Below are 25,272 nucleotides of genomic sequence, written 5' to 3'. Positions count from 1 at the left end.
GTTGGTCGCAAATGCCAACGCAACGAACTGGGCCCCCGTTTGAGAGTTGGCGGTGCTCAAGGTGACGTCGGTATTGGCGGGTTGGAACAAACGGATGCTGACCGCCGATGTCGGCGGGCTGCTGAGTTTGATCTTGAATTTCTTGGTGCCGCCCTCTTCGACCGAGACCGGCGTGTCTTCGAAGACCAAGCCGATGGTGATGTCGTTGTCTTTGACGGTCAGACGCTTCGATGCGCTCACATCGTCCCACGGGCTGCTGGCGAGGCTGCCGTCGACGGCCACCGAGACGGTCGCGCTTTCGTGCTCGGTATCGTCATCCTCGGCGGCTTTGATGGTGACCGTCTTCGCCCGATGCCAATCCGCTGCGGTGAATACCAAGGTATTTTGATCGCCCGTCAGATCCAAATCGCTGTCGATGGTGACGTCGCTCTCGTTCGAGGAAAAAGTCACCGTGACCGTCTCCCCGGCATCGGTCGGGGTCCCCGGAGCGGTGGTGAGACTCACCATGAAGGTCTGGGAACCACCTTCGTTCACGAGCGCCGGAAAGTCTTCGATGTCAAGATCCGGTGTCTGCCCCCGATCGACGAGAATCAGACCCACCCTCCCTGTCAGCGACGAAAAAGGAGGGATAGACTGGCTATCGCCGTATTCATGGCCGGAGGTGGTGTAGGCAATCTCCACCTGCGCATGACCGTCAACGCTGTTCGAAGCGGCGGCGATCGCAACCTGCTGATCTTGATTCCAGTTGCTTTGGTTGAAGGTCAGCGTGTGGCTGTTGCCCGTACCGATATTGAAGCGGGTTTCGCTGTTGCCCAACTTGGAAAAGACGATGGATGCGTTGTTCGAGAATAAGGGATTCCTTCCATAAGAGGTGGGTTCGGATCTCAATCTGACATTGAACGACCGAGTGGCGCCCTCGGGGACCGAGAGCGGGGTTCGGGTGATGATCACGCCGACGCTATCGTCCTGCACCACATTGACGGTCTTCGTCTGCGCCTCGCCGTATCCGGCGGGGGTGAAAACGAGGTCGATGCCGTCAGGACCGTAGGCCTCGTTATCGTCCACCGCGGTCAACGTCACGTTCTGCCACGCATCCCAGTTGGACGAGGTGAATGCGAGGGTCGTCTTATCGACCGTCAGATCGTTCGTATTCCCCGATGCAATGGCAACATCGACGGTGCTCGAAGGAACGGTTGAGAGTTTGACTTTGAAGGTGGCGGTCTCGCCTTCGCCCACCGATTCGGGGAAGTCGCCGAAGACCAAGCCCGCCGTGTCGTTGTCGTCCACATCCACCGGAATCGCCGAGGTCGTATCGCCGTCGCTCCCGGTGAGCGTGAACGCAATGGATGCGGTTTCGTCGATGGCGTCGTCGTCCTCACCCGCCGCCACCGTGACTTCCTGCGCGGTCTGCCAATCGGTGGTCGTGAACGTCAGTGTCGTTTGATTGCCCGAGGTATCAGGGTCGATATCGACCGTGACGTCCTGATTGTCGGGCTGATCGAATGTCAGCGTCCGCGACTGGGCTGGTTGACTTTTGAGTTTCACCGTGAACTTCTCGGATGCGCCCTCGTCCACACTCACCGGAACGCCGCCCAACTCGATGATGGACAGGATCGCATCGTCCTCGTCGTCGATGGTCACCGACAACCCGTCATTCAATACATAATCCGCCGCCCTCCCCGTCGCTCTGACATCGTGCCTTGCCGTCGCCCTCGCCGAAAGGAGAACCGCATCGTCGATGCCGTCCGCATCCTCGGCGGCGCTCAGATTGACCCTTTGCCATTGATCCCATTGGGTATTACCGCTCGAAGTGAAGGTCAGGGTCTTTTTATCGACGGACAGGTCCGAATCGTCGGGGGCACCCAGGGTGACCGTCCAGTCATAATTAATGTATTTGGACAGGTCGTTCGACGGCGGGGTTCGAAGCACCCGAGGCGGGGGTACCGACAACTTGACATCGACCGCCAGACTCCCACCCTCGACAACCGTCGCCGTTGCCGGTTGGAATACGATATCGGCGGACTCGTCGTCGACGATGGTCAGGGTTTGACTGCCGAAGGTGCCGCCGGTGGCAAAAAATGGGCGGTCGGGTATGAAATTGATCTTGACCGAGAAGGGTGTCGATCTGAACCAAAGTCGATCGTTATCCACCGCAGTGATTGTGACTTCTTGCCATTGATTGTAATTTTCTCTTGTCATATCCGGTAAACCTTTATAAATTGTGGATTTGGGTTTATCCAAGGATTCTTCATCCTCCTCTAGTAAAGTGTTATTCACCTTGACATAAGAATAAACATCCACTCCGGTACGTCTCAATAAATTGGAATCAATAATTTCCAGCCAGACCTTTTGCTGATATCCACCACCAAAAGGGTGGGAATTATTAAAATTCGAAGACAATTTATATCTCAATGTGGCGGATTGCCCCTCTCGAAGACGATTCGGCAAGCCTTGGAAAGCGAAGAAAAAATCATCGTCTTGGATCCTGGCCGTGATATAGGTCAACCCCTTGACGAGATCGACAAGCACTCCTTCGTAGTCACCGCCGGATGCGTATACATTGATTTTGACGGTATCGTTTGTACTATCATCATCATGAGCCGCCTTCAATACGATGTCTCGTTCGACATTCCAGTTGGCGGTCGTGAAGGCCAAGGTAGATTGATTGCCGATTTGATCGTCATCGGTATCAAGCGTCAAATCGCTACCAGCTTCCGGAACGAGCGTTAGCGTTACATTGGCGGTGGGAGCGATACCGAGTTTGATCTTGGCGGTGATGGAACCATTCTCGGGTATGACCGGCTTTGAAGGATCGAGCAGGATATGAGGTTTGTCATCGTCGATCACCTTCACCGTCACACCCCCGGTGACCGAATCATAAAGGCCGTCATCATCGTCCACCGTGAGGTTGAATGTCGCCTGATCGTCGACGATACCCGGATCATGGGCGGCGCTGACGGTGATGATTTGTGCTTGATTCCAGTTATCGACGGTGAAGGCCAACTCGCTTTTATCGAGGCTGATATCGGAATTGTTCGAATCCGATATCAGCACTTTCAAATCGACCGACGTAGCAACCAAGAGTCGCACGGAAAAGGTGGCGGTCTCGCCCTCGCTAAGGCTGACGGTTTCCTTGTCGATCACCAATGCTTGATTGTTATAGGTATCGTGGACCGCCACATTGACGGTGGCGCTCGCATCGTCATAGCCTCCGCCGGTGGCGCTCAAGGAGATCGCCGCATTCTCGTCCTCGGCATCGTTGTCCCTCGATGCGGTGACCGCAACTCTTTGCGAGGTATCCCAATCATCGGAGGTGAAGGTCAAAGAGGTTTGATTGCCCGTCGTTTTCGTATCGGTATCGGCCGTTACATCGGTATTCGAAGGCTGCTCCAAGTTGACGGTCACATTCGCCGTCGGTTGGCCGCCGAGCTTGATACCGAAATATCCAGTGGTTCCCTCGTCCAACGCCAACGGAGTGTCTTCGAGAACGAACTCTAGACTTTCGTCATCAATGATTGTCGCTTCATGCTTAAGGTTGAATCTATAAGTAGTGTCAATATGGTTTACTCTCATCTCATAATCGATGTCGACCTTTTCGCTCGAAGAATCAGCATCCTGCGCCGCTCTGATCATGATCGGTTGCCATTGATTCCAAGCCCTTTGCCCCGTTGAATCGAGAACCATAGTGGTTTGATTGCCGCCTGCCACGGTATCGGTATCTATCGTTAGATCCGTGTTCGAAGGCTGGGAAAAAGTCACATTCCAAGATTGACCGTGGATGATGCTTGTATTCGGAGGAGCGTTGGCTTTGACCCTAAGAACGAGATTATTCCCCTCCAGCACTCTTGTCGGATTCGGATCGAATAGAAGCCTCACCTCTTCATCATCGATGAATTCTATTTTTTTGGTATCGTGATAATTCGAATTTTTGATGGTGAAGTCGATATTGATGCTATCGTTTCTATCGGACAAAAACCAATGCCAACTATTGTCTTGAGAGGTGACGGTCAAATTCTGCCATTCATCCCAATTGTTCGGAGTGAATGTAAGATCGACAACATCCCCCAAGCCAAGACGTTCTTTATCGATTGCCTCTTGATTATGATCCATGTTGATGGATATATCGTTGGGTGGTTCGCTCTTTAGTCTTATATTGAACGTGGCGGAGGTTCCTTCGGGCAAGGAATGGGGGAAATTCCTGTACTCCAATCGATCGGTATCATCGTCTCTTACCGTCACTGGAATGTGATTGGTATCCGGGTGTCGGTTTTCCAAGGTATTGACAACCACTCTATCGTAGCCGCCACCGGATCCCGAAATGGTCATCTTGGCGCGATCGTCTTTATCGTCTTCATCATCGGCGGCACGGAGGGTGATCTTTCGCTTTGTATTGTAGTTGGCGATCGTGAATTCAAGGGTGGTCTGATTTCCCGCTTCGCTGCTATCGGTGTCGATGGTCACATCCGGGTTGTCCGAATAGAAGTTGATCACCACATCGTCCGATGGCCGAGAAGGTAGCCAAACATCATGAACGAAGCTGGTACCTTCGAAAAAATCGGCCAAGCGAGGATCGATTTTCACGATGCTATAGTCGCCATCCCTGACCGTTATCGAAACGCTACCTGAGACATTTTCATAGCCACCGCCGGAGGCGGTAAAGGGGATGGTGCCGGTGTCATGACCCGTAGCGTCATCGATGGCCGCAGTGACGACGATGGTTTTGGCTACGCTCCAATCGGAGGGACCGAATGTCAGGGAGGTTTGGTTACCGGACGTCGATGTATCGGCGTCGGCGGTGATGTCTTCATTGGTGGGCTGGGTGAATGTAACCGTCACGGTCGATATCGGATTCGTGCTCAACTTGACTCCGATATTGCCTCGATCACCCTCATCGATGGTCAAAGAGGTCGGATCGAAAACCAGCGCCGGGGTTTCGTCATCGAGGACGACCACCGATGCTTGACCGGATACCCCCGCATAATTGCCTCCGGATGCATTGATGTTGAAGATTTGACTATCATTCAATGCATCATTGTCTTGGGCGGCGGAGATGGTGACGCTTTGAGCGATATACCAGTTGGACGATGTGAATGAAAGCGTCTTTTGGTTTCCCTCGGTAGCGGTATCGGTATCCAATGTGATATCGGAGTTGGAAGGCGGGGCGCGGGTGATGTTCAAGCTGACAACCTCGCTCGGGCGCGTCGACAGATAGACCTTGAACGCTCCCGAGGCACCCTCATCGATCGTCAGCGGCAAATCCTCGAAGACCAGCGCAGGCGCTCGGTCATCGTCGAGCACCGATACCTTGACTTGGGCGGCGATATCATCGTATCCGCCGCCCGATGCGTTGAATGCGACCACCCCGCTGTCGTCATCGGCATCGTAATCGGCGGCGGCGAAGACGGTGATGGTTTTCGCCGTATCCCAGTCGGCGGGCGTGAAATCCAAGGTCGTTTGATGGCCGGTGGCGGTGGCGTCGGTATCGGCCCTGATATCGACATTGTCGGGCTGAGTCAAGGTTACCCGGACATTTCCGTTGGGGAGGGTGCCTAGCCTGATCTTGAAGGTCTCGCTCGCGCTTTCATCCAATATCACCGGCACATCCTCGAAAACCAGCGAGCGCTGCGTCGTTTCCGGCAGGTCTTCCAAGACATTGACGTCCACCTTTCCGGTGATGGCGGCGATATTCTTCGTCGAATCCCCGTATTCGCCGCCGGCGGCGCTCCACGAAACGATCGCGCTTTCGCTGAAGGCGTCGTCGTCCGCCGCCGCCGTCAAATCGATGTTCTGCCATGTATTCCAGTCACCCCGGGTGAACTCTAGAACGAGCGCAGCGCTGCGGTCGCTACCGATGCGCACATCGGTATTGTCGGGCTGTTGGAAGGTCACGGAGACCTCGTTCTCCAAATAAGGCCGGGTGGCGAGCCTTGCCTTGATGGTGGCACTGTTTCCTTCCTTGACGGAGACCGGTACGCCTTCGAATTCGACACCCGCTTGGTCATCGTCGATGATGCTGATCGTCCGCTTGTTTTGATCGCCGCTGAACCCTCCACCTACGGGCGTGAAAGCGAGTTCGACATCCATATCCCCCGACATCTCATCATTGTCGACCGGGGTCAATATCCCGTTTTGTACGCTATCCCAATTCGCGCTGGTAAAAACGAAAGAAGTTTTGTCGAAGCCGATGAGTGCACTGTCGGTGGTATCGCTATAGGCAAGGGTGACCGTTACATCGGAAGTCGGTCTTCGGATCAAACGAAGACCGAATGTATGGGCCGATGCGCTCTCGGAAATCGAGTCGGGGAAATCGGAAAAGATGATATCGGCGGTATCGTCATCCGTTATTTGCACCGGATGGCTGAAGGTGAGCGATTCATAATCGCCGCCCGTTGCGCGAACGGGGATGAAGGCGTGATCGTTGATGGTGTCGTCATCGTCCGATGCGAAGACTCGGATGGTTTGAGGTTGATTCCATTTATCCGGCGAAAAGGTCAAGGAACTCCCGATGGATGCGAGGGCGGGGGTGGTATCGACCTTGACATCCAAGTTGGTGGAGCGGAGAAAAAGCACTTTGACGGTGGCGGTGGGTTTGGTTGCCAAGGAAATATCCAACGAGGCGCTGCCGCCCTCGTTGATTTTGGTCCGGCGAGGATCGAAGATGACGGCGGCGGTCTCGTCGTCATCGATTCTTATATTGACTTGCGCGCTTTGATCGTCGTAGCCGTCGCGCGGAAACTCGCCGCGGGCGCTGACGGAGATGGTGGCGATATCGTCGGCCGCATCCCCGTCCGATGCGGCACTGACTCGTACCGTGCGCGCTGCGTTCCAGTTCGTCTCGGTAAAGCGCAACGTGCTTTGGTTCCCGGTTTTGAGAAGATCGGCATCGAAGGTCATATCGGGGCTGCCGCTTTTGACCATGCGCAGATCGACATAGCCGAAGGGACGGTTACCGAGTTTGACGGTGAAGTCGGAGGAACCCCCTTCGTCGACCGTCACTTGCGTATCGTCGATGACCAATCGAGATGCATCGTCATCGACGATGCTCACTAAATGCACGACGTCGACCAGATGGTTGTCATTCAACTCGAAAAGGAGTTCGACCTCTCTCGAGAGAAATACATCGTCGTCATGGGCCGTCAACGTGACATCGACCCATGTCGTTCTATCGACCGATATCGTGCTCTTGTCGACACTCAAGAGCGCAGGATGGCTGCTGGTGATGCTGACTTCCTGAAATTCGCCCACTCTGAAGACAGAAAAAGGATCGTTATCCAGTCTCACTTTGAATGTGGCGGTCTCACCCTCGTCCATCGTAAGGGGGATATCCTGAAACCTTATATCCGCCCGGTCATTGTCGACGGTGTCATAGCGTAAAGAGCCCGTTAGACCGTCATATCCTCCGCCGCTGGCAGTTATCGTGATTAAGTGGTTGGTAATCGAATACCAGTTGTCATCATCGGCATGTTTGAAGAAAACGGTCTGCGGTCGATTCCAGTTCTCAGGGGTATAGTCAAGATGAACGGCCGGCACCGGCTGCCGAGCGGCATTCAACGGAGCGATCAAGTGATTATCGAATGTATGCCCCGATAGGACGAAAGGAAATGCCACCCTGACATTGCCTTCGGGCTTGGTGGCAAGGCTGATATCGACGGATTGCGTCTTTCCTTCGTGAATGGTCACGGTGGCCGGATTCAAAACCAATCCCTTGCTATCGTCGTCTTCGATATCGATATCGAGACGATAACTGGCATTGTAGTTGGCAGTATTGATAGAAGAGGCATCGAGGGTGACGACAAGACTTTTATCCTCGTCATCGTCGTCGGGTAATGCCACCAAAGTGATGGTTTTAGGCTGGTCCCAATCAAGAGCGGTGAAGATCGATGTCGCAGGGTCGAGACGCAACGCCCCGGAATTCGAAGGATCGTTCAATACGAGTTTGACCTCCGCTCGATTCCGAGGGGCCGTGGCCAGTTTGACCGTGAAATCGATACGCTCGCCCTCGTCGATTTCTTCGGGGGCGTTGCTGACGATCAAGGCATCGTTTCCGCTATCGGAGACGAGAACGTCGATATCGCTCGTCAACTCGTCGTAATAGCCGCCGGTCGTGCTCAATCTCATCTTGAACTTTCGATTCCCCGATCGATTATCCGACACGCTGACATTGATCGTCCACCATCGATCCCAATTCGTGGCATCGAATCGATGCTCGTCGTCATCGAGTGAAATGGCGGCATTATCGAGCACTTGAAGAGTGGCGGTGACCTCACCGATCGGGCGATGGGAGAGCCTGGCTCGAAAATTGGCCGACGAACCCTTTCTTCCGACGATCGTAAGGGGGTCGGGCTCGTATACCAGCGATGCTCGATCGTCGTCGACGATCGAAAGCGTGATACCGATCTCCATATCGTCATAGTTTCCACCGGCGGCGGTGATGTCGATCGTCTCGTTCTCGCCGATCAAGTCATCGTCCTGCGCGGCATCGACGACCACCTTACGCGGAACATACCAGTTGGCGGGCTGGAAACGAAGGGCGCTTTGATGACCGATGACGCTGTCATCGCCGTCGATGGTCAGATCGGAATTGATCGGCGTAGGGAAGGTAAGCACGACATCGGCGGTGGGTTTGGATCCGAGGCTTATATCGAAACTTGCGTTTCCTCCCTCGTCGATTCTTATCAATTCACTTGTCAGCACGATCGCCGGTGATCGCTCGGCATCGGCGATGGTCACTTTCATCGTGTTCTTTACATCGACATAACTTCCTCCGTTGGCAACCATGGAAATCGTCACGATATCGTTGACGGTGTTATCGTCGGTGGCGGCATTCAACGAAACGGTCTGCCAACGATCCCAGTTGCGATCGGTGAAAACGAGTTCGTTCTGATCGCCGGCGGTCGACGGATCGCTATCCAAGGTCAGATCGCTGTCGGCGGGCAGGCTCAATGCCACGCGCACCGGATCGCTCGTCGAGAACACTCGGGTCTTCAAGCGGACATTGAAAGAGGCGCTTCCTCCCTCTTCGATGAGCACCATCTCCTCGGGATCGGTATCGATCATCGGGGTATCTTTATCGGTCAACTCCAATGCCACCCGGGTCTCGATCTTCGAATATTGTCCACCGTGGGCGACCAGCCTCACATCCCGATATTCGGTATAGTTATCGCTATCGGGGGTATTGGTCAAAGTGACCGTTTGCCACTGTCTCCAATTCGAGGAATTGAAAGCGACGGAGTTCGGATCGGCGCTCAACTCGCCATCGTCGGGAAGGACGATATCCACTCGCACCGGCTCCACGGGTTCGGCCGAGAGCCTGATTCGAAAACGATTGCTGCCTCCCTCGTCGATCACCAAATAACCTTGCACTCCGTCCCTATCCGTAATCAACCTCGGAGCGTCGTTATCGATCACTTTGATGGTCGACGTTTTATTGATGGTCGGATGCTTGTAATAGCGCCTATCCAATCCGACGGACTTGGAATGAATGACAACCTCTTCGCTCACCGCATTGTCATCCTCGGGGGCGGTGATGGTGACCGTCTGCGGCACATTCCAGTTTCTGGAGTTGAAACTGTATCTCCAATAATTGATCAATCTGGATCTGTCGTTAAAGACACCGTTCAGCGCCAAGGGGTTGGAAGAACGAAATTCCACTTCGTAGTAATTTTGGGAAGGGTACCAAGGATAGCGAGTGCCTCCATTCGGATAGGAGGGCTTCGCATCCAATTTGACGGTGAAGGTCAGGGTCTGGCCTTCGTCGATCGTCTCCGGAAAGCCTGCGATCATCGGCCCGGATGCGTCATCTTCGATGACGACGATCGGCACTTCCAGAACATCCTGCCGAGGCCGAATCCCGTAAGTCATCACCACCTTGCCGGTTTCCACCCAATAATCATTATCCTGAGGGGAAGAGAATCCCACGCTCTGCCAAGTATCCCAGTCGGACGGGGTGAAGGCAAGAAAGGTTTTATCCATTTGGATACCGGTGGGGTTGACCCTTCGGTATTCCGGTCTCTTTGAATCTCCGAAAAGATATAAAACAGTCCTCAGATCCACACCGACCAAAGCCGATGGCCGTTCTCGAAGCTTGACCCTCAAAGTGCCGCTTCCGCCCTCGGGTAGAGAGATACCGCTGAAGAGCCCGTCGTTCGTATAATCCAACATCAGTTCGGGTCTGTCGTTATCCGATATATCGACGAGCACGGATGCGCTCAGTCCTTGGTAATCCGCTCCGGTGCTGCGAAGGGTGAGGACGAATTGTCCGTGGTTGTCGTCGCTGTCCTCGGCCGCGCTCAGATTGATGACTTGCGGCGTATTCCAGTTATTCGAAGTGAAGGTCAGCGAACTTCGATCGAGGGTGATGCCACTCGAGGCGGCGACGACGGCATTCACCGTGACGCTGCCTTTGAAGGGTATCGTTGCGAGCCTCACCTTCAGCGGCGTTTCGCCCCCTTCCCCCAAAGAGATATTGGTGCTGTCCGGCAGCAACTTCGCCACATCGGGATCTTGTTCGCTGACCGTCATCCGATGCACGGCGTCATAGCCGCTGCCCGATGCCACCGCCACCAGTTGCGCCTTTCGATCGACCGCATCGTAATCGCGCACCGATCCCAACAGGAATGATTGCGATCGATTCCAGTTATCTTGATCGAAAGAAAGGGTATGGGAGGTCTTGGTCGGAACGATACTGTGAGGGATAGTCAAGATCGGGCCGAGCCGCAGGAACGCCGCACCTTCTTCGGAAGGAGTGATGACGACATTCACCCTCCCCGAGGGGCGGTTGGCCAACTGCACGCTGACCGAAGTGTTGATATTTTCCGTGATCTTCAACGTATCGAGCATCACGATTCCCGGAATCGGCTTCGATGGATCTTGATCTCGATCTTGCACATCCACCGAAAGTGAGGGTTTGCCGAAACGGATATCGATGGCGCCGGTTCGCTTGTCATGGACACTCATCGGTATCTCGAAACGCTCGCTGACGCTGTTCAGATCGAGCGGCGCCGAGAGCGTCACCCTTTGCGATGCACTCCAGTTATCCCTCGTGAACGTCAATGTCAAGGGCGCGATGGATAAGTGCGCTTGGGAAAGCGGGGGTGTCAACCTCACTTCCATGTCGGATACCGGCTGCGCCCGCAAAGCGATATCGACCGGCAGACTATTGCCTTCTTCCACGGTGATGTCGCCTGTCGGAGAGATCATCAATCCTTGGGTGTCTTCGTCCACCGCCGTGATTGTCACCTCATCGGATTGATATCCGCCTCCTGTTCCTAGCGGCAGGCCGAACCTGACGACGATCGTCTCGTTTTTTGCATTGTCGTCATCCGATAACTCCACACGACGCGTTTGCTCGACATTCCAGTTATCACGAGTGAATGTCATACCGCTATTCGGGACGATATTGACATAACTACCCGCATACCCCGCCGATGTCGATGTTATATCCAAAGAAAATACGACTATACGCTGCGTTTGAGGGGACTCCGACAGGCGGACTCCGATGATCGCACTACCACCCTCGACGATACTGACCGCTCTGGGACTGACGATCACCCGCTTTACATCGTTATCCTTGACGGTCGTCGTCAATTGCTTCGACATCCCATCGTAGCCCCCGCCGGTGGCGGTGAAGGTGATCACCGGTCTGTTTACAAGAGCATCGTCATCTTCCAAGACCGATAGACCGATACTTTGCACCTTCTTCCAGTTCGTCGGGGTGAAGGTCAACGACGACGGGGTGAAAACGAGGATGTCATCGTCGGCGGCGACGCTGACGCTCACCTGACCCGTCGGCCGGGATTTGAGACGAACGCCCAAACTATAACTTTGCCCTTCCACATAAGTCGGGTTTTCAAGCCCGGTGATCAATAGATCGTTGGTATCCGGATCGGAGACCCTCACCGACAGGTTCGCAACAACGCCTTCATAACTACCGCCGGTTGCGGTGAAACGCAAAGTCCCCGTCTCGTCGTTGGCGTTTTCGTCTTTGGCGGCGATGATGCGAATCCTGCGCCCTTGATTCCAATTCGTTCGGGTGAAGGTGAGGGTGGATTGCAGACCCGAACGCTTGGCATCGCCGTCGACCGTTATCCAGGAAAGTCGGGGTTGTTCCAAGTTCAATACGACATCGCCGCTCGGCTCGTGCGAGAGTTTGACGACGATAGCGACCGCCGCCCCTTCGAGCAACGACAGGCTCTGCCGGTCGATGACGATACTTGCGATCTCGTCGTCTTTGACCGCTATGTTCATACTATCGCCGACACCGGCGTAATCCCCGCCTTGGGAAGTCAAAGTGAGCGATATCGACTCGTCATGAAAATCGAGATCGTTCCTTGCGGAAACGGAAACCCTCTGATTTTGGTTCCAGTTCGAGGCGGTAAAGCGCAACGAACTCTTGTCCACGACCAAATCGGGATCCGGATGATAGAGATCGACGACGACATCGCTGCCGGCATTGCCGCCGGAACTCGAAAAGGTCGGCTTGGCCACGAGTTTGATATCGAAAGAAGCGCTCCGGCCCTCATCGATCGTCAAAGTCTTCGGATCGATCACGAAGCCCGGAGTATCGTCATCGTGAACGAGAACGGACTTTCGCCGACTGCCAACGATGTTATAGGCGCTTGTATCGACGACATAGGCGACCACCTCCGAACGACCGTCGATTCCGTCTTCGTCGTGTTTCGCCGATAGATAGACGCTTTGGGTGGTTTCCCAGTTTTGCGCAGTGAAGGTCAGGACCCTTTCGTTGCGATTTTCGTGAACGCGGGTGGGGGAGACCAAAGACAGGCTATCGTCGCCGGCATGAACCGCCACCATCACATCGGCCGTCGGGGCGTTCCCGAGCCTGAGCCTCACGCGGCCCACGCCGCCTTCTTGTATCCTGGGAAACAGGGGACCGAAAACCAGATGCGGCGCATCGTCATCCGCTACCCTCAAAGAAAGGGTGGCGCTCGCCAGATCGTAGCCGCCGCCATCGTGTCCGCTGTCATCGGCGCCGATGATGAAACCCCCGATCTCGTCGAGCGAATCGTTGTCATCTTCGGCTCTGATGAGGAGGGTTTGCGCTACATTCCAATTCGTATCGGTGAAAATCAGCTGAGCGGGGGTCATCTCGACGTTTTGGAATCGAGTGCCGAATGGCCGGTGCGTCACCGTCACTTGAGAACCGGTTTCGGTCGGCTTTTTGGATAGCCTGATTTTGTATGAGAGGGCATCTCCCTCGGTCAAACTGGCGGACCTGTCGCCATCGATCACGAAACCGAATTCTTCGTTATCCTTGACATTGACCGTGACCTTCTCCGAGAAGCGATTTCCTTGCAGATCCGAATAGCCGCTGCCGAAGGTCGTTGTCACGGTGATATCGAAACTCCGGTCTTCGACTTCGTCATCGTCGGTCGACAGGATTCTGACCGAATGCCCTCGACTCCAATCATCGGGTTCGATGATCAAATCGCTCTGGGTACCCCCTCTCCTCGAATTGCCGTCGATGGTGATGGCGGTGGCGGCGCTTCCCGGCACGTCGATCGAGAATCCCACATCCCGGTCGGGGCGGGTCGCCAAGGCGATCTTGAAACTGCCGGCGCCGCCCTCGTCGATCGTCAATGTCGAGGGGGTCACCGTTATCCCCGGGGTGTCGTTGTCCTGAACATCGATCCGAGCGATGCCCTCGACATTCACATAACCCCCGCCGAGGGCGTTGAAAGTCAGAGGGATGTTGTCATTGACGTGATTCACGTCGTGGGCGGCTGAGATACTGAAAGTTTTCTCTTGATTCCAATCGGTGGCGGTGAACTCCAAGGTGCTCGGGCTAAGGCCGATGAAGGACGGAAGCGATTTGCCGCTCACCGTCACCCTCCCCGTCGGCTTCGATGTGAGTTTGACTTTCAACGTCCCGGCAGCCCCTTCCTCCAAGACCAGCGGCCGATCTCGATTATCGCCACCGAGTGTGCCGAGTCGTTTGAACCCGCCGAGCTTGCTGGCGGCGGGGCTGAAAGCGAGCGCACGGGTATCGTCTTCCCTTATTCGGATCTGGATGTCGTCGATGAAGTTGGAGGGAGCCCACGCATCGCCGTTATCGGAGAATTCGAGCGTCGCACTCGCCCCCGTCTCCACCTGATCGTTATCCACGGCATGGATCTTGATGTAGTGATATCCCCTAAGGGGGGTTGTGGATCCTCCGGATATCGTGATCTGACTTTCGTTCGGAAGGTCGCCCGAAGAGCCGATATCGTTCGGGCCGGTGGCCCGGGCGATCTTGATCCGGTTTGCATCCGTCACTCTGGCGAATATGAAATTGCTGTTGCCGGTCGATGGATACTTGAATCCGATATTGACGACCTTCCCCTCTTCGATCGTCAAGGGAGCGACGAAATTGGGAACGGGTCTATGCTCGTTACCGCCCGATGTCGGCTCTCTGACGATGACCGGGAGTTCGGCCGTGATTCTGAATCCATAGCCTACGTTGAGATCGCTATTGTCGGTGGACGAGGGAGCCGGGGTGCTGAAAACGACCTTCTTGCTCTCGTCGGTATCGTTTGCATCCACCGCCGCCGTCAACGTGACGGAATGCCGGTTTCGGTAGTTCGAATGGGTGACGGAAATCCTGGATCTGTCGGCGGTGATCCCTTCATCCGCTCGAATATTGATATCCGCTCTGGGTCTGGGATTTTCCGAAGTCTGGACATAAACGGTTTTTCGCCCTCCTTCTTCGATCTGCAAGGGATTGCTTGCATCGTAAACTTGGGAACCCGATTGGGCTTCGTAGAATGTCAATCCGCTGTCGCTATCGAGCTGTCGTATCCAAAAGACGACGGGGTCGGGTTGCTGACCCGACTCCCATTCATTATCACGTCTTGCTTCGATCTCGATGGGAATCGCTGTGTCGACCAGATCGTCATCGGAATTGACGGTGATCGTGACCGTCTGATAATGGTCCCAATACTCGTCTTGGTCGGCTCTATGGCGGAAAAAGAGCCGACGGTTGTCATCGAGACCGTCAAAGTTGACATCCTGACTGGGACTGAATTCGATCCTTCCACGATCACGAGTGGCTATGGGTGGCCCGGATAGTTTGATTCTGATCTTGAATTTCTTACCCTCCTCCACCGTGAATGTCGGGGGGTAGCTGTATTGATCGAAGCGGGCGGTTGTCCGAGGATCGACCGAGATCGGATCTCCGTCGATATCGGTGATGATGATTCTCACCTTCTCGTTTTCGATATCCAACCCGGCCTCGACGGCATGAACCCGTATCGTCGCCAAAGCGATGAGGACGTGAAAGACCGCGAAAAAAACGAAACCGGCAAGGCGGAGGCGGGGTATGTTGGGAAGGCAATATCTCCCGTCTTCGACCCGGCTCGTTCTCTGAGATGCGAAGAGGGAAGATGGATAGGAAGGGAGGCGAGAACGACGAAAAGGGAGGCGGTGGACGAGAAAAAAGGGAGTAAGAGGCCGAGCGATCGGCGAATACGATACCCGCCGAGTCGGATCGAGCAAAAGTTTTGTAGCATCTCGCCGACGATTCATTTTCCCAACATTTTTCCCTGTCTTGATTTCGCTTTTTACGGCAACCGTGTACCGCCATTGTCAATCAATGCTTTTCTTTTTCCCTTGCATTCGGAACCGAACTCGTTGCCGCAAGCAAGCGACCCTTCAAGGATCGAAATAAAGCACCGATCCCTCGGGCTAACCGAATACTATACATGAAAATGAAAAATACTATAACCCCATAAGAGATATTGATTGGCACTTCAAGACATATCGCCCGGAGCCGAAGGGATGGCCGTTTTAGAGATCGAAAGCCGGGAAATTCCGAGAAAGAAACGACCGGATCACCCTTATCGCCCGCTCGTATCGACAGTCCATCGGGGAGATGACGAAGCGCTTTGGCGGGCAGGCGCCAGCCGGTATCTCGGCGCGATCCACCCGCGAAAAAACTCTAGGACGGGGGAGACCTAAGGATCGGCTCGGCAACCGGAAAGACCTTGGCCAACCCGGGGCCGGTCCGGAGGGATCTGCGCTCGCGGTTATTCGAATAAGGGGGCCAAGGGATAACGAACCGCTCATCAACCTGCATACGCTACCCGATAATCTCGAAGCGGTTCTCGCCGGTTCTTGCGGTGCTGACCCATCATTAGGCCGATATAGCTTTCGAAATTTCACCCTTGGAGCCCGAGGGTATCGGGTCGATCAAGAGCCGGCTCTTCGGTATCTTCCTTTTCTTCGCTGCGATCGATCCCTAAAGCTTTCGAACAATGCCGATGATCGAGGCGGGAACGGTCTCGATCATCGACGGACTCTCGATCGATTCCATGGTCGAAGTTCGTATTTCAAAATCCCCCCGATTCCGAGGTCTCGATCGGCTCGCCCTGTTTCGCCTTCCTTGACCATCAGATAGACATCGACTTCCAGCCCACCTTCGCCCTCGTCATTCAAACGATAGCCCAGCCGATCCCGACGCTCGCTCCTCGAATGGACATGCTCCAAATAGGGCGAACCCACCAACCCACCCACATCCATTGCGTAGACAACCTCCGCCCGCCAACGCATCCCTTCGCCCTTGCTGCCATCCAGACTCGCAAAGGCGTCATCCGAGAACAGGGTCTTCATTCCTCCATCGGATCCTCCACCTATTCCGTATTCGTTATGGATGCGAAGCGAGAATCCATCACTCGTCGCCGGATCGCTATCCCACTCGACACCCGCCGACAGACCCCAATCCCGAGCCGCCTCCTCGCGGTGATAGACCAGCGCTCAACCCTTCAAAGACAGTTCCAGTCCCGCCTCTCGATCTTCGTAGACCAAGCCCGCTCCCACATCCAACCCCCATCCCTTCTCCGCATCCCCGCTGTCATGGCGAATACCGGCATCCACCCTCTGCGAGAAGCGGGCGTTCTCCCCTTTCCTTTGCATCAGCGAGCCCTCGAATCCGGCGCGGATGCGTCTTGCCTCGCCTTCGATCTCGCCCCATCCTTCCACTTCATCGGAGCGAATCCTCGTCCACAGGAAATCCGTCATGAAGCTAAGGCCGAATCCTCCCTCTTTCGGCAACTCGGTCAAATCCTTCGCGAGTCCGGCGTTCAGCATCCTCCAATCCAGCGAGCCTTCGAAGACGCTCTCGCCCGGATGGTTCAATCTCACCTCTCCCTCGCCATAACCGGCAGCGCCGCGCAAGCGCATTCCGCCTTCGAGTTCCATCGCCACCCACGGGACCATCGTCGTCAGATCCGCTTCCTTGTGCGTCAATCGACCTTCTTCGAGAAAATCACCCTCTCCTTCGCTATATGTCCCTAACAACCCCACCATCCAGCCCCTTCGGGCGTAATCCACTCCGAGCATTCCGGTGCTCACTTGCCCATCGACTTCGACATCGGCCGTCTCTCCTTGGTATCCCGATGCCCAGCCGCGGCCCCACAGCGACATTCCTCCTTGGGCATCGGTGCGTTTCCTTGGGCATCGGTGCGTTGCGTGAAGTTGAACGAAGCCCCGGCCGATAGCACTTGGCTCAGCGTCAAGATGTCCTCGCGCTCGAAGTCATCATCCAAGCCCTTGTCATCGGGGCGCATCACCGTCGAGGCATCGCCGATTTCGATATCGCGACCGGCTATCCTCGCCGACAGACCGAGATTCCTTCCGGTGGCACTGTCCATGCGGCTCTCGATCCCCTCGATGGCCTGCAATCCCACCATTCTTGCGAATCGAGTCAACCACGCCGCTTTCCTCTTTCGGTCATTGACCTTCACGCTCACGCTGCCCTCGATTCCTTCGTAGTTCCCTCCCGATGCTTGAAAGATGATTCGACCTCGGGAGTCGTCCTCGTCTCGCAGCGCCGTCACCTTCACATCGCGCGGATTGTCCCAATCGACAGGGTCGATCACCACCGTGTTCTGCACCCCTTTCGCAGCCACATCCGCATCCACTTCGAGATCGACTCCGAGCGATATACCCACCGCCAATGTCACCGCTTCCGTCGGCCGCATCGCCAATCTCACTCGGAAGTTTCCGACCTCTCCCTCGTCGAGTATCAGTGGCACTCCATCGAAGATCAGCCCCACTCTCGCCGCACCTGTGCCCGGAGTCGTCGGATCGGACGGATTCTTGGGATCGGTAACGGTCGGGCCTTCGGGGGTGCCCGGGTCGGGATTCGATGGGTCGCTCGGACCTTCCGGGCCGGTGGGACCGGTGGCATCGGTCGGGGAGTCCGGACCCTTAGGGTTGGTCGGGGCGCTCGGATTCGAGGGGTTGCCCGGGGCGCTTGGGTCGGTCGGGCCATTGGGATTCGACGGATTGGTCGAACCACCCGGACTGGTGGGCGCATTCGGATCCGATGGATCGGTCGGGCCACCGGGGCTCGATGGCCCGTTCGGGTTCGGGGGATTCGTCGGACCGCCGGGGTTCGATGGGCCGTTCGGGTTCGGGGGATTCGTCGGATTCGGCGTCGGCTCGGGATTCGGCACCGTAATCACCTCCCCTCCCGGAGAGGTGGGCCCATGGGGGACTTTCGGGATCACGACACCGACCGTGAGATCATGATCTATAACGCTCACGGATACGCTATCTAACAACCCCTCGTAGTTCCCGCCCGATGCCCGCAGCGATATGGTCGCTGCATCATTCGTCGTATCCTCGTCATAAGCCGTGGACACCACGACATGCTGCGATGTATTCCAATTCGAAGTCGTGAAGCTCAGCGTATTTTGATTGCCGGATGTTCGGGTATCGGTATCGACCCTTACGTCGGTATTCGAAGGCTGGGTCAATGTCACCCTTACGCCGGCTGTCGGCCTCGTCTCCAACCGTACGATGAAGGACTTCGAGCGGCCTTCATCGATTTGAAGGGAACGATCGATAACCACCATCTTCGGGGTGCTATCCCTCACCGAGACTCGCAAACTGCCACCGATGTCGTCGTAACTACCGCCCGAAGCGGAGAACGACACGCTTGCGCTGTCATCGTCGGTATCGTCATCTCGGGCGGCAAAAACGCTTACCCTTTGCAGCCTATTCCAATTCGAATCCGTGAAAGTCAAGGCGGTCTGGTTGCCGGCGGCAGTGGAGTCGGTATCGGCTCTTATGTCTGTATTCGTCGGCTGAGTCAGGCTCACGCTTACATTCGCGCTCGGCCGCGTCGCCAACCTCACTTCGAAGGTCTCGCTGCCGCCCTCGACCACCTCCAATCTCTGTGGGAAAAATACCAACCCGGGCACGGCTCCCGGAGGAGTCGGCAGTGCCGGGCAAATGAAAGTCTTGCGCCCGGCGGATGCCGCCATCGTAATGCCATCGACCGTTATCGCCTGCACCCGCACCAGATAGCTGTCATCGCATACCTCGGGCACGTCCATCTCGATCCTCGTGCCGGTCGTGAAATACGCCTTGCCGCCATCGATGTTCACCGAGTAACCGGCAATGTATTTCTCGGGCTCGGGATGATCGACAGAGGCCGTCCACGTGATCACCAGCACGGTGCCGTTGAATGTCGATTGGATATCCTTGGGCCGATCCAAGGCCGGCAAGTCCGGCTGTTCTTTGATTTGGCAGAATTTTTTATTGGCCGCGCTCGCTCGACACCACCTGTCGACCACGTCGGCGGTACAAACCGCCTGATTGTCGGCGCACCACTGCGCGAATCGCTCGCCGGTCCACTCGTTGTCAGGCTCTTGCTGCGCGGCAACCGGCAATGCACCGACGAGGAAAAGCATCGATAGCGATCACGATCGCACGGATGGGTCGCCAAAGGACGGATCGACCCTGCGCCCGATAAGGCCCATCGACCCGCACCGCCGATTTCGGCGACGACGATGGCACCTCCGCTGCGAAGCGGAGGCGTTCGGTCAAGATATGACCGACTTCGAGAGTCCGACGATGAAACGAGATCGAAGAGGGTCGTACCCCGCCTCCCGATCTCGACAACCCATCTTGACTTCGCAACCGATTTTCAATGCCGTCACGGCCGTTCATCTTCCCGATATCCCTATCGATTTCCATTTTTTCTTTCGTCGAGGCGCCACACCTTCCCACTACTCGCCTTCACCCGAAATCCCAAAGCCCTCGTTTCCTCAATCGAGCATCAGCCTTCTTCTCTTTCAAGGACACGCTTTACCTTCCAAAGACATCTTGAAAAATGTTGCCATCTCTTTGCAACCGCCAAACCGAAGGATCACCAAGCCGAAGGTCAATGCTTCATCTGATTTGACTATATCACAGAAAATCAAATACCAAAAGAGGCTTGAGACATGGTATCGACCGCTCATGGTCGACTCGCAGTTTGCATATTTTGAATCGATTTTCTATTTTTTTTCAACCCCTTTTCAATCATTTTTTTCGCTTCGATATCGAAAGCGAATTTTCACGCCGGATGGGATGTTGTCAACGATACCTTCGCCGAGGCATCGGCCGCCGCAAGCGATCTTCCGATACGAGCCTTGGAAGGGAATCGATTATTGGATGCAGCCGACCGGTGGATTGCGTCGATAGCCCGATAAAAACGCCTAGCGATAGGGGTTGATTCTTGGATGGATAAGGGGGGGGATTCGGATGAAGATCCTCAGGTCTCGCCCCGAAATCGGCGGGTAATCGTATCAAAGACAAGATACCTCGACAAGGGGGGCAGTAGTGTGAATCAGGGGGCGAATGGCGCCGGTCGACGATGGCCCGGATCACCATCGAAGCCGAGGGTATCGGCAAGTCGTCGATCGGCGATTCGAGCGGAACATCGGAATTCCTTTTCATGCTCGAAAAGAAGGAATGATTCGCCCGCCGCTTCTTCTCAAGAGCCCTTGTCAATGCTTTGACGGCGTGGGATCTTTTCGACCGTTCTATCTCCAACACCGGCAAAAGTCGACGCGATCCGGCGGCAATCTCAGAGGAATGGGGGCTCCATCGCACCCGCCGATATCCGACGGAATCTTCGACAATGCCTTATCCTTCGCATCGGGTGCTGCGCCTTCGGCGGCGCCGAAACCGGGCGATGCTCGGGTCGATTGCGGGGGATCCGCACAAGGGGGAGTCGAGGCCAGTGCCTCGCCGCCGCAAACGATCTCGAGATGCAAAAGCCTTGACCGTTCGCAAAACGCCCTTGACCGGCACGGGTATGATCAAGGGTTCGGTATTCGCACAAGGCATCGAAGGCCTTATTGCTTGCCTTGCATGAATCTGTCAGCCGGGATCGCTGCGAATCTTGCGCTGCATCCATTTGTCCATCAATCACTCAAGGAGCCGTATCGTGGCATTCACCTCGAATATCTTCGACACCCGCACCATCTCGCTTGCCGATCGAGAGGAGACCATCCTTGCCGGCGGTCGCCATCTCTTCCCCCTATTGCCCCGGGCTTTGGAAGGGATCTCTCAGATCGGGGTGATCGGATGGTCTTCACAGGGTCCGGCGCAAGCGCAGAATCTGCGAGAGTCGCTCGAGGGATCGGGGATCAAGGTCAAGGTCGGTCTGAGGGAGGGCTCCTCCTCGATGCGAGAAGCCGAGGCGGTGGGCTTCACCAAAGAAGGCGGGGGCTTGGGCGAGATGTACGAGGTGATCCACGAATCGGATATGTCCTTGCTCTTGATTTCCGATGCGGCCTTTGCGGAAAACTACCGCCGTATCTTCGATGCCTTCCGCCCCCAGACCACTTTGGGGCTCTCGCACGGATTCCTGCTCTCCCACTTACAAGCCCTCGGCGAGGATTTTCCGGCGAATATCAACGTCATCGCGGTCTGCCCCAAGGGCATGGGACCTTCCGTAAGACGCCTGTACGAACAGGGGCGACAGGTCAACGGCGCGGGGATCAACTGCTCGTTTGCCGTCCATCGGGATATCACCGGCCGAGCCACCGATTACGCCCTCGCTTGGGCGGTGGCGCTGGGCTCCCCCTATACCTTCGAGACCACGCTCGAAAGCGAATATAAATCCGATATTTTCGGCGAGCGGGGGATCCTTCTCGGAGCCGTGCACGGCATCGCCGAGAGTCTTTACTCGCGTTTCGTCGACAAGGGCGAATCCCGCGACGACGCTTTTATCAACAGCGCGGAATCGATCACCGGTCCTATCAGCAAAACCATCTCCCGCTCCGGCCTCAATGCGGTCTACGAAGAACTCGACGAAAGCGAGAAAGCGGCGTTTCGCAAGGCTTATAACGCGTCTTACCATCCTTGCCGCGAGATCCTCGAGGAGATCTACGACGATGTCGCCTCCGGCAACGAGGTTCGCAGCGTGATCCAAGCAACGAGGCGTCACGGCACCTATCCGATGGGGACGATCGACAGCACCGATATGTGGGCAACCGGAGAGAAGGTGCGCGCCGACAGCACCCGCAACTACGCCCCGATCCACCCCGAGACCGCCGGCGTCTATCTCGCGTGCATGATGGCTCAGGTCGATCTTCTTGCGGATCGCGGCCATCCTTATTCGGAGATCGCCAACGAATCGATCATCGAAGCGGTGGATAGCCTCAATCCTTATATGGACTACAAGGGGGTTTCCTATATGGTGGATAACTGCTCGACCACCGCCCGCTTGGGGGCTCGTAAATGGGCGGCGCGCTTCGACTATATCCTCAAACAACAGGCCTACACCGCGATCGACAAGGAGGGGAGCGGGGACGAGACCCCCTTCGAGAAATTCCGGTCGTCGAATATTCACGAGGTGCTCTCGGTTTGCGCCGAGCTGCGGCCTTCGGTGGATATTGCGGTGGTGCCGACCCGAGGGAGCGAATGAGGCATCCCGGGTCTTTGCTCGATTCGGCTTGACTCGGCTCGGTTCGGCGGGCTCGTTGCGCTGAACATCGATCATCGGCGGTGCAAGGTCCGTCGAAGGTGCTTTATCCGGGGATATTCCGGTGCCGCACGGTCGAAAGCGACCATCTGCCTCGATCACCGGCTGCGATCACATCCCGTTTCGTGATCGCAGCCGGTAGCCGAGTCCTTCGCCCGCCATCGAGGGCAGCCACGATCGATTCCGAAAATCGACGCTTTCAGCCCTCCTCGAGGAGGCGCTTTTTGAGTTCCATGTAGCGTTGCGGCCACCAAGCGGGGAGCTGACTCTCGCGCAGATCGAAGCCGAAGGCTCTTTTGCTCAACACGATGATCGGCGGGGCTTGGATCCGCTTGAAACAATTCCGGCGCAAGGCCAGGGCCAATTCTTCGAGATCCTCGACGAAGGAGCGATGGTCGGGAAACCATTGCCGGAAACGCTCCTCATCCCGCCAGCCGATGCGATCTTGCAGTTCCCCGGCGCAATACCATCGAAGCAGATCCACGAGGTGATATCGGTATTCGATCATCTCGGTCAGCAGCGCATCGTGGTAACCGTATTTGATCGGATCCCCTCGCCCGCAGGTGATATCGTGATCGGCGGATAGCTCCGCGCTCGGGGGAACGGTGCCATCGAGCAGATTGGCGGGTATCACCTCGCGCCGGAAATGGCTCCGGTTGAGGTGCTCGGCAAGAGCCAAGACCTGGGGCTTGTAGAGATCCGCGATCGGGGCGATGGCCCCGTTGACATCGCCGTAGAGGGTGGCGTAGCCAAGAGCGGTTTCGGTCTTGTTGCCGTTATTGGTGAAAAAGAGCCCGCATTTGGCGGCGATCCCCGCAAGCATATCCGCCCCTCGGATGCGCGCTTGGATGTTTTCCTCGACCTGCACCGTTTGGTTCCCGGGAGCGCCTTCGAATCCGATTTCGGATAGGCGGGCCGACAGGTTCCGATAGAGATCCTCGATGGGACAGACGATGGATTCGATGCCGAGCTCGGCGCACAGTATCCGGGCATTCTCCTTGGTCAGATCGGCATTGAAGCGGGTCGGCAAATTGACCGCGAAAACCCGCTGGGGGCCGAAAGCGATTTGCAGCAAGCAGGCGACCACGCTCGAATCCACGCCACCGCTGACGCCTACCAGATAGCGTCCCTTTCGATCGTGTATCGCATCGAAATGGCGCAGCCCGACGATGATGGCTTGGGCGATATCATCCATTTCCTGCCGAGGCGTTCCACAAGGGGCGGGGGCGGAAGGATCCAAGGCCGCTTCGAAAGGCAAAGCACTTTCACGATCCGAAGCATCGATCGCAGATGATCCCGAGGCCGCAAGATCGAGCAGCAACAGATCCTCTTGCCAAGAGGCGGCTTCCCCGGCGAGCGAGCCGTCCGGACGATAAGCGCTGCTGCCGCCGTCGAAAACCAACACGTTCTTGCCGTTATTTTGCGCCCCGACCAAATTGACATAAAAAAGGGGGAGCCGAGAGCCCGCCATGGCTTCTCGCACCACTCGATTGCGCTTGTCGTTCTTGCCTTGGGTCCACGGCGAGGCGGAGAGGTTGATCACGAGATCGGCACCCGCCCGATCCCATGCTTGGAGGGTATCGACGGGGGCGCCTCGATCGCGATAATCCAAGTGCCACAGATCCTCGCAAAGCTGCACTCCCAACCGGATCGAGGTTCTCCCCCCGGCGATCGTCAAGGGAATTTCCCAAGGGACCATCCAATCGAAAAGGGCCGTGCCGGTCTCGGCCGCGATCTTGCGCAGGGAATGAAAATGCCGATCGTCATCGAAGATGCGGTAGTTCGGATGCAATGTCTTGGGCTGCACCCCATCGGGCAAGGGGGCGGGCAAGGAGGGGCGCTCGACGAACGATCCGTCATGGCAGACCCAAGCGGCGTTGAATTTACGAAGACGGCCATCCTCGCCGCCGACACCGGCTTGGAAGGCGACATTGCCGAAAACGACCGTGATGCCTTCGCTCGCCTCGCAGATCACTTGAGAGAATCGCGCACAATCCTCGACCAGAGCGTCGATCTCCCAAAGATCGCCGAGAAAATAACCGGGGATGCAAAGTTCGGGAAAGGCGACGATCGCCGCTCCTTGGGTTCTTGCGCGATCGATGAAACGAAGCATCCTCTCGACATTGCGATCCGGCCTGCCCGCTTGAACCTCCATTTGGGCAAGCGCGATCAAAAAAGGGGAATCGAGACCTTCGATGCCGCGCTTCGAGCCGAGAGGATCGCAAGCGACGGGAGCGGTGCCGGGGGCCATGAGGTGATCGACGCTAAATAGCAAGTGGAATCAGGGCGACGGGGGATTTGAGAGTAGAGATTCGAGCGGATTCGACTATCTGGTGCACGATATCCGAGTGTTTTCGTTCGAAGAGGATCGATATTCCAACGAACCGCGGATGCGGCCGTTGACCGGTGCACGGATGGCATCGCAAAAGCCGACGAGTTCCAAACGGATGGATGAAAATACGCCCCCCGACGGCAACCTTCTAAATCGCAGGCGAACGAAGCGCAAGTGCGAC

At 56.2% G+C, this 25,272-nt stretch carries 6 protein-coding genes; 1 reads left to right on the top strand and 5 read right to left on the bottom strand.

Features of this window, described 5'->3' with window-relative positions; translation table 11 throughout:
* The 4 genes from BF99_RS0109400 to BF99_RS21955 all read right to left on the bottom strand — a co-directional run.
* On the bottom strand, positions 1-15,258 hold a 15,258-nt coding region (locus BF99_RS0109400), incomplete at its 3' end, for a Calx-beta domain-containing protein (RefSeq protein WP_156013244.1).
* 1,023 nt (positions 15,259-16,281) lie between these two features.
* Positions 16,282-16,605, bottom strand: a complete 324-nt coding sequence (locus BF99_RS0109395) for a hypothetical protein (RefSeq protein WP_025770659.1) — start codon at positions 16,603-16,605, stop codon at positions 16,282-16,284.
* A 144-nt stretch (positions 16,606-16,749) separates the two neighbouring features.
* Complete coding sequence (locus BF99_RS0109390; protein WP_197019095.1) at positions 16,750-17,346, bottom strand: autotransporter domain-containing protein; 597 nt, start codon at positions 17,344-17,346, stop codon at positions 16,750-16,752.
* Positions 17,343-19,694, bottom strand: coding sequence for a hypothetical protein (locus BF99_RS21955; RefSeq protein WP_156013243.1), 2,352 nt, complete (start codon positions 19,692-19,694; stop codon positions 17,343-17,345). Before BF99_RS21955 ends, BF99_RS0109390 begins: the two co-directional genes overlap by 4 nt.
* A 1,523-nt stretch (positions 19,695-21,217) precedes the next feature.
* Here BF99_RS21955 and BF99_RS0109355 point away from each other — a divergent pair.
* On the top strand, positions 21,218-22,702 hold the full coding sequence (locus BF99_RS0109355) for a ketol-acid reductoisomerase (protein WP_156013242.1): 1,485 nt from the start codon (positions 21,218-21,220) through the stop codon (positions 22,700-22,702).
* A gap of 256 nt (positions 22,703-22,958) precedes the next feature.
* Here BF99_RS0109355 and nadE read toward each other — a convergent pair whose 3' ends face one another.
* Complete coding sequence (gene nadE / locus BF99_RS0109350; protein WP_025770652.1) at positions 22,959-25,010, bottom strand: NAD(+) synthase; 2,052 nt, start codon at positions 25,008-25,010, stop codon at positions 22,959-22,961.
* Positions 25,011-25,272: the final 262 nt, after the last annotated feature.

This window comes from Thioalkalivibrio sp. HK1 (genome assembly GCA_000583135.1).
GTDB lineage: Bacteria > Pseudomonadota > Gammaproteobacteria > HK1 > HK1 > HK1.
The sequence above is the reverse complement of the archived record's forward strand: the minus strand, read 5'-3'. Positions and strand labels throughout refer to the sequence as shown.

Bases quoted from the DNA above. Each gene is read 5' to 3' on its own strand.
- BF99_RS0109395 (WP_025770659.1), bottom strand. From the start codon at position 16,605: ATGAAGACCCTGTTCTCGGATGACGCCTTTGCGAGTCTGGATGGCAGC.
- BF99_RS21955 (WP_156013243.1), bottom strand. From the start codon at position 19,694: ATGCTTTTCCTCGTCGGTGCATTGCCGGTTGCCGCGCAGCAAGAGCCT.
- nadE (WP_025770652.1), bottom strand. From the start codon at position 25,010: ATGGCCCCCGGCACCGCTCCCGTCGCTTGCGATCCTCTCGGCTCGAAG.